General features: G+C 30.2%; 14 protein-coding genes. 11 read left to right on the forward strand and 3 right to left on the reverse strand.

Annotated features, from left to right (window positions below; all coding sequences use genetic code 11):
• Position 1 precedes the first annotated feature (1 nt).
• The 3 genes from O0R46_RS04435 to O0R46_RS04445 form a co-directional block, all read right to left on the reverse strand.
• Positions 2-679, reverse strand: a complete 678-nt coding sequence (locus tag O0R46_RS04435) for an ABC transporter ATP-binding protein (RefSeq protein ID WP_334307488.1) — start codon at positions 677-679, stop codon at positions 2-4.
• Positions 680-699: 20 nt separating this feature from the next.
• Positions 700-1,815: an efflux RND transporter periplasmic adaptor subunit gene (locus O0R46_RS04440; RefSeq protein ID WP_269312382.1), complete on the reverse strand. Its 1,116-nt coding sequence runs from the start codon at positions 1,813-1,815 to the stop codon at positions 700-702.
• A gap of 249 nt (positions 1,816-2,064) precedes the next feature.
• Positions 2,065-2,925 carry a sulfurtransferase gene (locus O0R46_RS04445; RefSeq protein WP_269312383.1) on the reverse strand — a complete coding sequence of 287 codons (861 nt, stop codon included), beginning with the start codon at positions 2,923-2,925 and terminating at the stop codon, positions 2,065-2,067.
• A gap of 271 nt (positions 2,926-3,196) precedes the next feature.
• On the opposite strand from O0R46_RS04445, the gene O0R46_RS04450 reads away from it, so the two are divergent.
• From O0R46_RS04450 to ftsH, 11 genes are all read left to right on the forward strand, one after another.
• Positions 3,197-4,090, forward strand: a complete 894-nt coding sequence (locus tag O0R46_RS04450) for a sulfide/dihydroorotate dehydrogenase-like FAD/NAD-binding protein (protein ID WP_269312384.1) — start codon at positions 3,197-3,199, stop codon at positions 4,088-4,090.
• A complete protein-coding gene (gltA, locus tag O0R46_RS04455; RefSeq protein ID WP_269312385.1) occupies positions 4,090-5,478 on the forward strand; it encodes an NADPH-dependent glutamate synthase in 1,389 nt (462 codons plus the stop codon). Before O0R46_RS04450 ends, gltA begins: the two co-directional genes overlap by 1 nt.
• 216 nt (positions 5,479-5,694) lie before the next feature.
• Positions 5,695-6,162 carry a hypothetical protein gene (locus O0R46_RS04460; protein WP_269312386.1) on the forward strand — a complete coding sequence of 156 codons (468 nt, stop codon included), beginning with the start codon at positions 5,695-5,697 and terminating at the stop codon, positions 6,160-6,162.
• Between the two features lie 92 nt (positions 6,163-6,254).
• Positions 6,255-6,971, forward strand: coding sequence for a pseudouridine synthase (locus O0R46_RS04465; protein WP_269312387.1), 717 nt, complete (start codon positions 6,255-6,257; stop codon positions 6,969-6,971).
• 94 nt (positions 6,972-7,065) lie between these two features.
• On the forward strand, positions 7,066-7,941 hold the full coding sequence (locus tag O0R46_RS04470) for a MurR/RpiR family transcriptional regulator (protein ID WP_269312388.1): 876 nt from the start codon (positions 7,066-7,068) through the stop codon (positions 7,939-7,941).
• Positions 7,942-7,991: 50 nt separating this feature from the next.
• Positions 7,992-8,642: a histidine phosphatase family protein gene (locus tag O0R46_RS04475; RefSeq protein WP_269312389.1), complete on the forward strand. Its 651-nt coding sequence runs from the start codon at positions 7,992-7,994 to the stop codon at positions 8,640-8,642.
• 9 nt (positions 8,643-8,651) lie between these two features.
• Complete coding sequence (locus tag O0R46_RS04480; RefSeq protein WP_269312390.1) at positions 8,652-9,899, forward strand: BaiN/RdsA family NAD(P)/FAD-dependent oxidoreductase; 1,248 nt, start codon at positions 8,652-8,654, stop codon at positions 9,897-9,899.
• Between the two features lie 113 nt (positions 9,900-10,012).
• Positions 10,013-10,675, forward strand: a complete 663-nt coding sequence (cmk, locus tag O0R46_RS04485) for a (d)CMP kinase (RefSeq protein WP_269312391.1) — start codon at positions 10,013-10,015, stop codon at positions 10,673-10,675.
• A complete protein-coding gene (locus tag O0R46_RS04490) occupies positions 10,676-11,284 on the forward strand; it encodes a lysophospholipid acyltransferase family protein (RefSeq protein WP_269312392.1) in 609 nt (202 codons plus the stop codon).
• A gap of 60 nt (positions 11,285-11,344) precedes the next feature.
• Positions 11,345-12,196 (forward strand): 4-hydroxy-3-methylbut-2-enyl diphosphate reductase, encoded by an 852-nt coding sequence (locus O0R46_RS04495; protein ID WP_269312393.1) that lies wholly within the window; start codon positions 11,345-11,347, stop codon positions 12,194-12,196.
• A 9-nt stretch (positions 12,197-12,205) separates the two neighbouring features.
• Positions 12,206-14,161, forward strand: a complete 1,956-nt coding sequence (gene ftsH, locus O0R46_RS04500) for an ATP-dependent zinc metalloprotease FtsH (protein ID WP_269312394.1) — start codon at positions 12,206-12,208, stop codon at positions 14,159-14,161.
• Positions 14,162-14,187: the final 26 nt, after the last annotated feature.

Consider the following 14,187-nt stretch of genomic DNA (forward strand, 5'->3'; position numbering starts at 1 on the left):
ATTAAAGACCTCCTTTATTAAATACACCATCTTTAAGTGTGACAACTTTACTTGCATATTTAGTCATATCATGGTCATGCGTGACCATAATAATAGTTGTACCAGATTTGTTTAGTTTACTTAGAAGATTCATGATATCTTCACCAGTTTCACTATCGAGTGCACCAGTTGGTTCATCTGCAAAGATAATGCTTGGATTGTTTACCAAAGCTCTTGCGATTGCAACTCTTTGTTTTTGACCACCTGATAGGTGATTAGGGAAACTATTAGCTTTTTCCAGCAAGCCAACATCATATAATCTTGATTCTATTAATTTTTTTCTTTCATTTTTATTTTTATGTCCACTATAAAGAAGTGGAACTTCAATATTTTGCCAGACATTTAAAGTTTCGATTAAATTAAATTGCTGAAATACATATCCGATTTTATGTGCCCTTAATTCAGAACGTTTATTCTCACTAAGATTGCTTACATCTTGTGATTCAAATATAAACTTTCCTTCGTCAAGCTTGTCTAAAAAACCTAAAATATTTAGTAGGGTAGTCTTACCGCTACCAGATTTACCCATAATCATTAAGAATTCTCCAGACTGAATTTCTAAATTAATATTTTTTAATACATGAAGTTTTTCTTTCCCTACTTTATAATACTTCTGTACATCTTTTAATTCTATTTGTATATTAGTCATTATAACACCTATTATTCTGATTTTTTATCATCTTTAGAATTGTTTTGAATTTTTGGGACCGTATCTCCATCTTTCATATTTTTAGTAGGGTTCTTAATCACTATGTCATTTTGATTTAACTTTCCTGTAACAGTCGCATAATTTTCATCTTCAGTTACTATTTCTATGTTCACTTTAGTTAATATACCATCAACATCAGTAAATACATATATTTCGTTGTTATCTTTTATAATTGAACTAGATGGAACTTTATGTTTATCAGTATTTATTTCTATAGTAGCTTGTGTATGATAACCATCTACTATTCCTTCTTGAGTATCAAAAGATAGAACTACATCATAAAAAGATACCGAAGGAGAAGCTTGACCTGTAGCTTGGCTTGCATCAGCTATTGCAGAGCTTGGTGAACTAGTAGGCCTTTCAGAAATATAAGAAACTCTTCCTTTTACAACTTCACCTGTTGATAATAAAGTGACATTCGCTGTCATATCAAGTTTGATTTTCGATAGATCCTGTTCTGCTAAAGTTCCATTCATTACATAGTCTACTGTCTGTATTGCCATTAAATTTGATTTTTCTCCTAAAGAACTTGTATTTTTGTTATTGTTTAAATAAACCTTACCGTCCATTGGGGATTTTATTTTAGTATATGCTTTAGCATTTAAAGCAGAAAGAGTGTTATTGAGTGAAGCTATTTGACCATTAATACTAATCAGTCCTGGATCATCACTCTTCAGCGTATTTCTTTGTCTGTTTAGGCTATCTATCTGACTTTTAACATTTGCTATTTCAGATATAGCAGTTTCATCCTTAACTATATATAATACATCATCTTTCTTTACAGTCTGACCTTGGCTAACTCTAATATCAGGAGTTACACCATTTGATGGTGCAGGTATAGATTTACTTTCTCTAGGCACTACAATACCATTTATAAATACTTTTTCATTTTCAGGAACAGTGTAGGTCTGTACACTTTGCTCCGGTTTTTGATTTAAATTATTATATACAACTAGACCTCCAACAACTAAAAAAAGTGATATTATCAAACAACCAATTATTACTTGAGTTTTTCTATCAGTTTTTACTTTGTCAATGAACAGTCTACATTTATCTTTAAAAGACATTTCAACCTCCGCATCTAAAAGGATTAACAATCATTACAATATAATCCAATCTCATTTTTTATCTATACTTATTTTATATTAATAAAAAGCAAAATACAAGTTTATATAGAAGATAAATAATAAATATTTGCGAAAAAAACAAAAAACATCTTTATAATTCAATTGCTTGTAAACACTTGAAATAAAGATGTTCTGAGACTATAATATATGAAACTAAAATATTAATGATTATAATATATGAAACTATTTTTAGTTATTTTCATCGCCTGTTGCAATTTGATTATCATTATAACTTATCCAATCAGAAAAGCTACCAGGATAAATTTTGTAAGGGATTTCTGCAATATCTAGAGCTAAAGCATTTACCATTAATGAAATGCCTGAACCACAATATACTATAATTTCCTTTTTAGGATCTAGATTTTGGAAATGTTTTTGTAATTCCTCCTTGCTTTTAAAAGAAGACTTATCGATGTTTTCTAAATCCATTGTATCCATAAAAAAGTAATTAACTGCACTAGGTATATGACCAGCTACTTTGTCTACAGGTTCTTCAAGTCCCAAATATCTAGGATTAGAACGAGAATCTATTAAAGTTGTATCCTTATCATAAAGTTTAGACTTTACATAATCCATATCTACGATAAAAGACCAATCAGCCTTAGTTGATATAGATTTTTCAGATGCATTAGGAATATTTTTTTCAATTTGTATTTTTCCACCATATTTTTTATAACTTGTAAATCCACCATCTAGTGCGTACGATTTATAATGTCCTAAATTATTTAACTGAAATACTAGTCTACCTGCACCCTGCATATCTCCATCATCGTAAGCGACTACTATAGTATCATCATCTATTCCATATTTTTTAAATTCCTTTATTAAATCATCATGATTTCTGAAAGGGTGCCTTCCGCCATGTTCAGATATAGGGTCTACAAGAGCTGTTTCTAAATCAAAAAGATAAGCACCTTCTATGTGTCCCTTGGCATATGAATCAACTCCGTAACTTTTGTTCATCAAATCAAATCTACAATCCAAGATTACAACTTTTTGATTACTTTTTACAAGTTTAAAGAACTCGTCAACATTAATTAGTCTATTCAAAATAATTACCTCCTTAATTATCTGATAATTTAATTTTATTATAGCATAATTCACTTGTATGAGAATAGTAATTAAATTTTTCTTTTATTATAATAACATTTTATTAAATTAATTATTAAAAAAACGTTTCTAATATACAAATAAATGTTTTTATAGTGTATAATGAGTTCATGAGCTATTATTTTTTATAATTAAGAATTGTTTACAATATGGTGGTAATTATTCGCACTAATTGCTATCATAAATTAAATGAATTTAAGGGGGAACCAAGATGAGCTATAAGATAGTTGACAAACAACAGCTTAATGAAGTTGTTTATTTAATGGATATAGAAGCTCCAAGAGTTGCTAGATCTGCTAAGCCAGGTCAGTTTATAATAGTAATCATTGATGAAAAAGGCGAGAGAATGCCTTTGACTATTGCTGACTACGATAAGGAAAAGGGAACAGTTACAATTGTTTTCCAAACTGTTGGTGATTCAAGTAAAAAATTAGGAAACTTGAATATTGGTGATTCAATAAGAGATTTTGTAGGTCCACTAGGTCAGCCTAGTGAATTTATTCACGAAGATATTGAAGAATTGAAGAAGAAAAAAATGATATTTATAGCAGGTGGTGTAGGAGCAGCTCCTGTATATCCGCAAGTTAAATGGTTACACGAACATGGAGTAGATGTAGATGTAATTATAGGTGCTAGATCAAAAGACATTCTAATATATGAAGAAAAAATGAAATCTGTAGCAAAGAACTTATATATTTGTACAGATGATGGTACATATGGATTCCATGGTAATGTTACAAATATGTTAGATGAACTTGTAACTAAGCAAGGAAAATCATATGATGAGGCTGTAGTGATCGGACCTATGATAATGATGAAGTTTGCCTGTATGGCAACTAAGAAATTAAATATACCTACAATAGTGAGCTTAAATACTATTATGGTAGATGGTACAGGAATGTGTGGAGCATGTCGTGTTAGAATAGGTGATGAAATCAAGTTTGCTTGTGTTGATGGCCCTGAATTTGATGGTTGGAAAGTTAATTTTGATGAAGCTATGAAGAGACAGCAGATGTTTAAGAGTGAAGAAGGTAGAAAAGCTCTTAGAAACTCTGATGGAGCTACTCATTCTAGCCCAAATTGTAAAATTGGAGGTGTACACTAATGCCAGCGAAGACAAAAGTACCAGTAAGAGAGCAAGAACCTAAGGTTAGAGCAGCTAACTTTGAGGAAGTTTGTTATGGATATAATGAAGAAGAGGCTATGGAAGAATCTTTGAGATGTCTTAATTGTAAGAGACCAAAATGCGTTGAAGGATGTCCAGTTTCTATTAATATACCAGCATTTATACAAGAAGTAAAAGCAGGAAACTTTGAAGATGCAGCGAAAGTAATTGCAAAATCAAGTTCTTTACCAGCTGTTTGTGGTAGAGTTTGTCCGCAGGAATCACAGTGTGAAGGGCAGTGTGTAGTTGGTATTAAAAATGAACCAGTATCTATAGGTAAGTTAGAAAGATTTGTAGCTGATTGGTCAAGAGAAAATGAAATAGATTTAAGTGGAAATATTGAAAATAATGGAATAAAGGTAGCCGTTGTAGGATCAGGGCCATCTGGCCTTGCTTGTGCAGGTGACTTAGCTAAATTAGGATATGACGTTACAATTTTTGAAGCTTTTCATGAAGCAGGTGGAGTATTAACTTACGGTATACCAGAATTCAGATTACCAAAGTCAAAGGTAGTTAATTATGAAGTTAATTCAATAAAAAAATTAGGTGTTAAAATTGAAAACAATGTAGTAGTAGGTAGAACAATTACTATAGAAGAAATGTTTGAAGAAGAAGGTTTTAAGGCTGTGTTTATAGGTTCAGGTGCTGGTTTACCTTCATTTATGGGAATACCAGGAGAAAATGCCAATGGTGTTTTATCAGCCAATGAATTTTTAACAAGAGTTAACCTTATGAAAGCCTATATTGATGAGTATGATACACCAATTAGAGTTGGTAAAAAAGTAGCAGTTGTAGGTGGTGGTAATGTTGCTATGGACGCTGCAAGAACAGCATTACGCCTAGGTGCTGATTCTCATATAGTATATAGAAGAAGTGAATCTGAACTACCTGCTAGAGTAGAAGAAGTACATCATGCCAAAGAAGAAGGAATAATATTTAATCTACTTACTAATCCAAAAGAGATACTTGTAGATGAAAATGGTGATGTATGTGGAATGAAATGTATCAAAATGGAATTAGGTGAACCTGATGAGTCTGGAAGAAGAAGACCAGTAGAAGTAGAAGGTTCAGAATTTGTAATAGATGTTGATATGGTAATTATGTCATTAGGTACAAAACCAAATCCATTAATTTCTTCAACTACTCCAGGACTAGAAGTAAATAAAAGAAGATGTATAGTCGCGGATGAAGATGGTTTAACATCAATAGAGGGGATTTATGCTGGTGGAGATACAGTAACAGGAGCAGCTACAGTAATATCTGCAATGGGTGCGGGTAGAAAAGCTGCAGAAGCTATGGATAAGTATTTAAGAGAAAAATATCTTTAAAAGTATACTTATAAAATTATAATATAAAAAACTATTAAAGCACTGCATAATATGTAGTGCTTTTTTATGTAAAGAATAAAACACTATGTGTAAAATAATAATTATAAATATTTAGCTAAATGCCCTCAACATCGTTTTAAAGCTAAAAAGTAGACATATATTAAAGTATTATGTTATAATAGTTAATATGGAATTGTCTCTTTTAGGAGGTTTAATATGAATAGAAAATTAATTGCAATTATTTTTCTTCTTGCATCAATATCTATTACAGGTTGTGGAATTAATGAAACAGGTTCATTAATGAGTGATGCACGAAAATTTATTGAAGAAGGTAACTATGATAAAGCTATGGGTAACTTAGCCAAAGTAATTGATGAAGATGAGGCTAATGCCGAAGCAAGGGGTATGTACTATCAAGCACTAAAGCTAAAAAAAGCAAGTAGAGCAGAATATAGGAAAGATTATGATGCTGAAATAAAAGAATTGCAGGATTTGCTTAATGAAGATGGTGGTTCAGCTAAGGTGAGAAGTAAAGCTGAAGAAATGTTGGATAAAGCTAAAGAAAACTCAAATAAGCAAAAGAAAGCAATAATTACAAGAAAAGAGAATGCTAAAAAGAATGCAGAAGAAAACAAAAGTAAGTATACCTCTAATTCACCATTATCAACATCAAATGACGAGTAGGTATTCTTATATGATATTTCGATATAATACACATTTTAGTAATTTAAAGCTATTTCAATTTTGGAATAGCTTTTTAAATGATTGGAGAGAAAATGAGAATTAACAAATTTATAGCATCATGTGGTGTTGCTTCAAGAAGAAAAGCAGAAAATCTAATAAAAGAAGGAAGGATATCGGTTAATGATAAAGTGATTTTTGATTTATCAATAGATGTTGATCCTATAAATGACAAAGTTTTCTTTGATGGTAAAGAAATTAAAATAGAAAATGATGAAAAAATATATATTTTATTGAATAAGCCAGAGGGCTATATTGCTAGTGTAAAAGATCAATTTGATAGAAAAAGTGTTCTTGATATAGTAAAGATAGATAAGAGGATTTATCCAGTAGGTAGATTAGATTATGAGACTAGTGGTCTATTATTACTTACAAATGATGGAGATTTAACTTATAAACTTACTCATCCAAAGCACGAAGTAGACAAAACATATATAGCATCTGTAAGAGGAATACCTACTGATGATGAATTAAGGTCATTTAGAAATGGTCTGGAAATTGATCATTATATATCTGCCAAGGCAAAAATTACTGTAGTAAAATCTGATGTAAAGAAAAATTATTCAGTTTGCAAAGTAACAATACATGAAGGTCATAATAGACAAGTAAGAAAAATGTTAGAAAAGATTGGACATCCTGTAATGAATTTGAAAAGAATAAGCATGGGGAGTTTATCTTTGAATCAATTGGAAGTAGGACAATATAGATATTTAACAGAAGAAGAAGTGAGATATCTAAAAAACATAAAATAAAAGTGAATAAACGTACTATATTTAATTGAAAAAATAATAAACATAATGTATAATAGACGTGTTAAAAATATTAAATTAAGTAAGGGGTAATTGTATGTACTTAGATAGAGATGATAATAAATCTAATGGCTTGATGGACATTATAAAAACCAAATATAAAAGTATGAGTAAGGGACAAAAATTGCTTGCACAATACACCTTAAACAATTACCAAAAAGTTGCATTTATGACAGCATCTAAATTAGGAGAAACAGTAGGTGTAAGTGAATCTACTGTAGTTAGATTTGCTAATGCGTTAGGATATAGTGGATACCCAAAATTTCAAGATGCATTACAGGAATTAATAAAAACAAAATTGACTACTGTACAGAGAGTTGAAATGTCAAATAGTGATTATAATAAGGATGCTAACATACTAGAAAAAGTATTAAAAGAAGATATAGAAAATATTAAAGAAACTATGGATTATATGTATGAATCATCATATGATAATGCTATAGATACTATAATATCAGCCAGAAAAGTATATATAATGGGTATGAGAAGCTCCATATATGTCGCAAAATATTTGGGATATTATTTAAATTATATATTGGATAATGTAGTGATTTTAAGAATGGATATGGGCGAGCCTGTAGAACAGATGATAAAGATGACATCTGAAGATGTATTGATATCAGTGTCTTTTCCAAGATATTCAAAGAAAACATTATCTAGTGTAGAATTTGCCAAGGATAGAGGAGCTAAAGTTATAGCAATTACTGATAGTATTAATGCCCCTATTGCGAAGGTATCAGATGTAATACTTACAGTTAAAAACAATATGATATCTTTTATAGATTCCTTAGTTCCTGCATTTAGTGTAGCTAATGCCTTAGTGATTGGTGTAGCAAGTAGGGAAAGAAATGATATAAAAGAGTATTTTAATGAATTGGAAAATATTTGGGAAAAATTTGAGATATATGAATAATTAACTTAGCTCGATATGTTTACATATTGAGCTATATTTTTGGAGGGATTATGAACACATACTATTTAGTTAGACATGGACAAACACATTGGAATACAGAGGGAAGAACACAAGGTCATGGAAATTCTGATCTTACAGAGCTTGGAATTAAACAAGCAGAAAATTTAGCAGAAGTATTAAAAAAATATCCCATTGATACGGTTTACTGCAGCGATTTAGGGAGAGCTGTTCAAACGGCTGAAATAATAGCTAATAAATTAGGTATAGATTATACACTTACAGCAAATCTTAGAGAAATGGGATTTGGAATTTGGGAAGGTATGAAGTTAAAGATAATTGAAAAAGAATATGCTGATATGTTCTCAATATGGAGAAATAAACCAGATATATTAGAAGTTCCAGGAGGAGAAAAATTAATAGATATTAAGAATAGACAAGATGCATTGATTGAAAAACTTAATACAGAGTATGATGGTAAGCACATACTATTAGTATCTCATTCAGTAACAGTTAGAGTGATGTTACTTAGCTTTTTAGAATCATCATTAAAGAACTTGTATAGAATTAAACAAGATAATACTGCTCTAAATATAGTGGAATATAGAGATTATGGACCAGTAGTGATTAAAATGAATGATACTTCTCATTTAGAGTCAAAGAATATTTCTGGTGATAACAAAGCTGGAAGTGCTTTAGAATAGCGAATGATTATGAAAAAATTTGATATTATTATTATAGGGGGAGGAGCCAGTGGTATTATGGCTTCTCTTACAGCTAGAAAAACAAATGAAAATGCATCAATTTGTATATTAGAATCAATGGATGATATTGGTAAAAAGTTAAGGATATGTGGTGGCTCTAGGTGCAATTTCACAAATAATGCGGATATAAACAGTTTTTTTGATAAAATAGTTAGCAATGAAAAATTTTTATATTCAGCGCTTTACACATTTACAAATGAAGATATGAAGAAATTTGTGAAATCATTAGGGATTGATTATATAGTAGAATCAAAAAATGAAGAAAAAGTATATTTAAAAAGCGGAAATTCTATGGAATTAATCAATCGATTAAGAAAAGAAATTATTGATTTACGGATACAAATATATTTCAATAATAAAGTTAATTCCATAGATAGGGAAAATAATATTGTATATACGAAAAGTAATACATACAAATATAAAAAATTAATAATAGCCAGTGGAGGAATGTCATATCCAAATACTGGCTCTGATGGAAGTATTTTGAATATATTGAATAAGCAAAACTATGAAATAAAAAACTTTAAGCCAGCTTTATGTAGGATAGATACCAATATAGATGAATTTAAAGAGATAGTAGGTACTAGCATAGATAATGTAAATATAGAAATAGAAAATAATATTTTAAGTGGTGGCTTAATTTTTACTCATAGAGGTTTAGGTGGGCCTGCAATATTAAAAGCTTCTTCGTATTTACAAAAATACAATAAAAAGTCTATTGAAATTGACTTTTTACCAGATGTAGATAAAGATGAATTATATAAATTAGTAAAGGAAAGATTAAAGTCAAATATATATAATAATATGAAAAATATTTTACCAGCAAAGTTTTCTAAATCTATAATAAAAATAGCTAACAAAAAAAGTAAAATAGAGTCAAGCAAATTTGATTTTGAAAATGGACAAGTAGCAAATCTTTCAAAAAAAGATTTTGATATCATTTATAAATATCTAAAAAAATTTGAAATAGAGGATATAGGTTTTGCACCCATAGAGTATGCTACTATTAGTCAAGGCGGAGTAGATGTTAGACAAATAGAATCATCTACAATGAATTCTAAAATTGATAAAGATATTTATATATGTGGGGAAATATTAGATATTGATGCAATTACTGGTGGTTTTAATCTTCAGATAGCATTCTCTACTGGTTATTTGGCTGGCTTGTCTGCTGCTCAAGCTATTGATAAAATATAGAGCTAGAGTGATAGTATGATATATTAATAACTTTCTTATAATATATGATAGATTGTGGTAGAATGTATATAGCAATGCAATTTTTATTGCAATTGCTGAAAGGAGATAGGAATATGAATAATATGCAAATTGCTATAGATGGTCCAGCTGGAGCTGGAAAAAGCACTATATCAAAACTTTTAGCTGATAGGTTAAATATTAATTATATAAATACAGGGGCTATGTATAGAGCTCTAACATTAAAATGTCTTAGAAATAATATAGATATTAATGATGAAAAAGCTGTGGCAGATTTATGTAAGATTACAGATATAGACTTTAGGAACAATATAATATATTTAGATGGAGAAAATGTAGGTCATTTGATTACTAGCAAAGAAGTAAATCAGAATGTATCCAATGTTGCTAAAATTGTGGATGTTAGACTATCTATGGTTGAAAAACAAAGATTTATATCTGAGGACAAGAGTGTAATACTAGATGGAAGAGATGTTGGAACTTACATTTTTCCAAATACAAAATATAAATTCTATCTGAACGCAAGCCCAGAGGAAAGAGGAAAAAGAAGGTTTTTGGAGTTAAAATATAAAGGAGAGAATGTCGATTTGTATCAAATTACTAATGATATTATAAAAAGAGATTTGATAGATTCTTCTCGAGATTTCGCTCCACTTGTTAAGGCAGAAGATGCCATAGAGATAGACTCAAGTTTTATGACTATTGAAGAGGTAGTTGATTGCCTGGAAGAAAAAATAAAAGAATTGATGGTGAAATAAATGAAATTTTATAATTTTATATGCTCAATACTTAGCTTTTTAATATCTATTATATTTAGATTTGAAGTACAAGGACAAGAAAATTTGCCAAATGAAGGTAATATTATATTGATAGCTAATCATAAATCTTTTTTAGACCCAGTATTTATGTTAGTAGCTATTAAAAATAGAAGAATTATACCAGTGGCAAAAAAAGAGTTATTTAAAATACCAGTATTGGGGTATTTAATGAGAAAAATTGAAGTAATTCCTATCGATAGAGAGAAACCTGGGATTTCCACAGTAAAGGAAATTCTTAGGCAAATAAAATCTGGTAGAGTATTAGGTATATTTCCAGAAGGAACAAGGAGCAATATGCAGGTGTTTATGCCAGCAAAACCTGGTGTGGCAATGTTTGCAATTAAGTCCAAGTCAAACGTTGTGCCAATGAGCATAATTACAACATATAAACCTTTTTCTAAGGTTAAAGTAGTAATTGGGGAGACTGTAAATTTGAAACACTACCATATAAATAAAGTGCCAAAAACTGAATACGATAGTATAGCGCAAGATTTAATGAATCATGTAATTAAAAATTATGAAAAAAACAAATCTGGTATAATAAAATAAAATTTAGCTTTAAAATAAAAAATTTACCTACGAGAGTATTTAAGTATAGGAGAAATAAATATGAAGAAAATAATGATAGCTGATGATGCAGGATTTTGTTTTGGTGTGAAAAGAGCAATGAATATAGCATGGGATGAGCTAGAAGGAAATAAAAATGGAAAGATTTTTGCGCTTGGTCCGTTGATTCACAATAAGCAAGCCGTTGAAAAATATGAAAAAAAGGGACTAATTTCAGTAGATAAATTAGATCAAGTAGAAAATGGTAAGGATAATAAGGTCATTATTAGATCACATGGAGTTTCAAAAAAAATATATGATGATTCAAAGGAAAAAGGCTTAGAAATAGTAGATACTACCTGTCCATTCGTCAAAAAAATACATTTTCTAGTAAATAATAGTTATGACGAAGATAAAACAATAGTAATACTTGGAGATGAAAAACATCCAGAAGTTCAAGGTATAAAAGGATGGTGTAACGACGATGCAATAGTAATAAAAACATTTGATGAATTTATGAACTACAATTTTGATTTATCAAAAGAATATTTTGTTGTATCTCAAACAACAATGAATGAGGAAGAGTTTAAGCAGATAATTTCTCATATAAATGGTACTCATATGAATGTACAGATTGAAAACACTATATGTTCCGCAACTAGAGTGAGACAGCAATCAGCTAGAGATTTAGCTAAAAAAGTGGATTTAATGGTTGTTATTGGGGGAAAGCATAGTTCTAACACTCAAAAATTAGTATTTATATGTAGGGAAACAGTAGAAACATTTTCTATCGAAACTGCTGATGAATTAAAGAACTTTGACTTTTCTAATTATGATACAATAGGGGTTACGGCTGGTGCATCTACCCCGGATTGGATTATAGAAAAGGTTCTTGATTATTTGAATAATTTATAGGAGAAAAAAATGAACGATAATAAAAAACCAGATAAAAATTATATATGGTTTTATGTAGCGCTGTTGATTATTACTCTTACTTTGAATGAAGTATTTATTCCTAATCTTGGAATGAATAAATCTAAAGAAGTTGGATATGGTACTTTTATTGAGAAGTTAGAAAATAAGCAAGTAGATGAGGTATCAATAAAAGATAATAAGATAACATTTACAGATAAGCTTCAAAAAGGCCAGAATAAAAAAGATCAAAAGATTTATGTAACTGGTAAGATAGAAGATCCTGAATTAGTAAATAAATTACAAAAGTCTGGTGCAAACTATTCCAAGGAAGTTCCATCAGAGTCTGCTCCAATTATGTACTTTGTTTTAAGTTGGGTGTTACCATTTGCAATATTTCTTTTATTGGGCAGATTCTTAATGAAAGGGCTAGGATCTAAAATGGGCGGAGGCATGATGTCTCTAGGAAAAAGTAATGCAAAGCTATATGTATCATCGACTGGAATTGGATTTGATGACGTTGCAGGACAGGATGAAGCCAAAGAAGCCTTGAGTGAGATAGTAGACTTTTTACATTTACCTACTAAATATACAGCTATTGGTGCAAAGATGCCAAAAGGAGCATTATTAGTGGGTCCTCCAGGTACAGGTAAAACATTACTTGCAAAAGCTGTAGCAGGAGAAGCAGGTGTACCATTTTTCTCAATTTCTGGTTCAGAATTTGTAGAGATGTTTGTAGGTATGGGTGCATCTAGGGTAAGAGATTTATTCAAGCAAGCAAAAGAAAAAGCTCCTTGTATAATATTTATTGATGAAATAGATGCTATAGGTAAAAAAAGAGATGGTAATATAGGTGGTAACGATGAAAGAGAACAAACTCTTAATCAGTTACTAAGTGAAATGGATGGATTTGTAAGTGATGTTGGTATAGTGGTTTTAGCAGCTACAAATAGGCCGGAATCACTTGATAAAGCTTTATTAAGACCTGGTAGATTTGATAGACGTATACCGGTAGAGTTACCAGATTTAAAAGGTAGAGAATCTATATTACAGGTACATTCAAAAGATGTAAAAATGGAAGGAAAAATAGATTATAATCAGGTTGCAAGGGCAACTTCTGGTGCTTCTGGTGCTGAGCTTGCTAATATTATAAATGAAGCTGCACTTAGGGCTGTTAGAAACGGAAGGAATTTGGTATCTCAAGAAGATTTAGAAGAGTCTGTAGAAACAGTAATCGCAGGTTACCAAAGAAAAGGTGCTGTGATTAGTGAAAAAGAAAAACAAATTATAGCATATCATGAAGTAGGTCATGCATTAGTAGCTGCAGCAGGTAAGCACTCTGCACCGGTCCATAAAATTACTATCATTCCTAGAACTTCAGGTGCTTTAGGTTATACAATGCAAATTGATGAAGTTGAAAAAGTACTAATGTCAAAAGATGAAGCACTTGATAAGATTATGACATATACAGGTGGTAGAGCAGCTGAAGAGTTAATATTTAATACAAAAACTTCAGGTGCAGCAAATGATATAGAGATGGCAACAAAGTTTGCTAGGGCTATGATTACTAGATATGGTATGGATGATGAATTTGGAATGGTTGCCCTTGAAACAGTCAACAATGCATATTTAGGAGGAGACACATCTCTTGCATGCTCTCCAGATACATCTACAAAAATCGATAAAGCTGTAATTGATATGATTAATTCATCTTACGATAAGGCTAGAAAAATATTAATAGACAATGAGATAAAACTTCACGAGATATCTCAATATTTATTAAAAAATGAGACAATCACTGGGGAGGAGTTTATGGATATTTTGGATAACAAATATGAAATAACAGAAAAAAGAACGGAACAATCTTATTATAATGAAAAAATTAATGAAATAACTATATCCGAATATACAAAAACTGATATTGAAAATATAATAAACAAAGATTGCTTTTTTGAGGGAATAAGATAGTTAAAATTATGAAATTAGACTAATTT

Source organism: Peptostreptococcus equinus (assembly GCF_027125355.1).
GTDB lineage: Bacteria > Bacillota > Clostridia > Peptostreptococcales > Peptostreptococcaceae > Peptostreptococcus > Peptostreptococcus equinus.

Coding starts and splice junctions, on each gene's coding strand:
- O0R46_RS04440 (WP_269312382.1), bottom strand. CDS start 1,815: ATGTCTTTTAAAGATAAATGTAGACTGTTCATTGACAAAGTAAAAACT.
- O0R46_RS04450 (WP_269312384.1), top strand. CDS start 3,197: ATGAGCTATAAGATAGTTGACAAACAACAGCTTAATGAAGTTGTTTAT.
- gltA (WP_269312385.1), top strand. CDS start 4,090: ATGCCAGCGAAGACAAAAGTACCAGTAAGAGAGCAAGAACCTAAGGTT.
- O0R46_RS04460 (WP_269312386.1), top strand. CDS start 5,695: ATGAATAGAAAATTAATTGCAATTATTTTTCTTCTTGCATCAATATCT.
- O0R46_RS04465 (WP_269312387.1), top strand. CDS start 6,255: ATGAGAATTAACAAATTTATAGCATCATGTGGTGTTGCTTCAAGAAGA.
- O0R46_RS04470 (WP_269312388.1), top strand. CDS start 7,066: ATGTACTTAGATAGAGATGATAATAAATCTAATGGCTTGATGGACATT.
- O0R46_RS04475 (WP_269312389.1), top strand. CDS start 7,992: ATGAACACATACTATTTAGTTAGACATGGACAAACACATTGGAATACA.
- O0R46_RS04480 (WP_269312390.1), top strand. CDS start 8,652: ATGAAAAAATTTGATATTATTATTATAGGGGGAGGAGCCAGTGGTATT.
- cmk (WP_269312391.1), top strand. CDS start 10,013: ATGAATAATATGCAAATTGCTATAGATGGTCCAGCTGGAGCTGGAAAA.
- O0R46_RS04490 (WP_269312392.1), top strand. CDS start 10,676: ATGAAATTTTATAATTTTATATGCTCAATACTTAGCTTTTTAATATCT.
- O0R46_RS04495 (WP_269312393.1), top strand. CDS start 11,345: ATGAAGAAAATAATGATAGCTGATGATGCAGGATTTTGTTTTGGTGTG.
- ftsH (WP_269312394.1), top strand. CDS start 12,206: ATGAACGATAATAAAAAACCAGATAAAAATTATATATGGTTTTATGTA.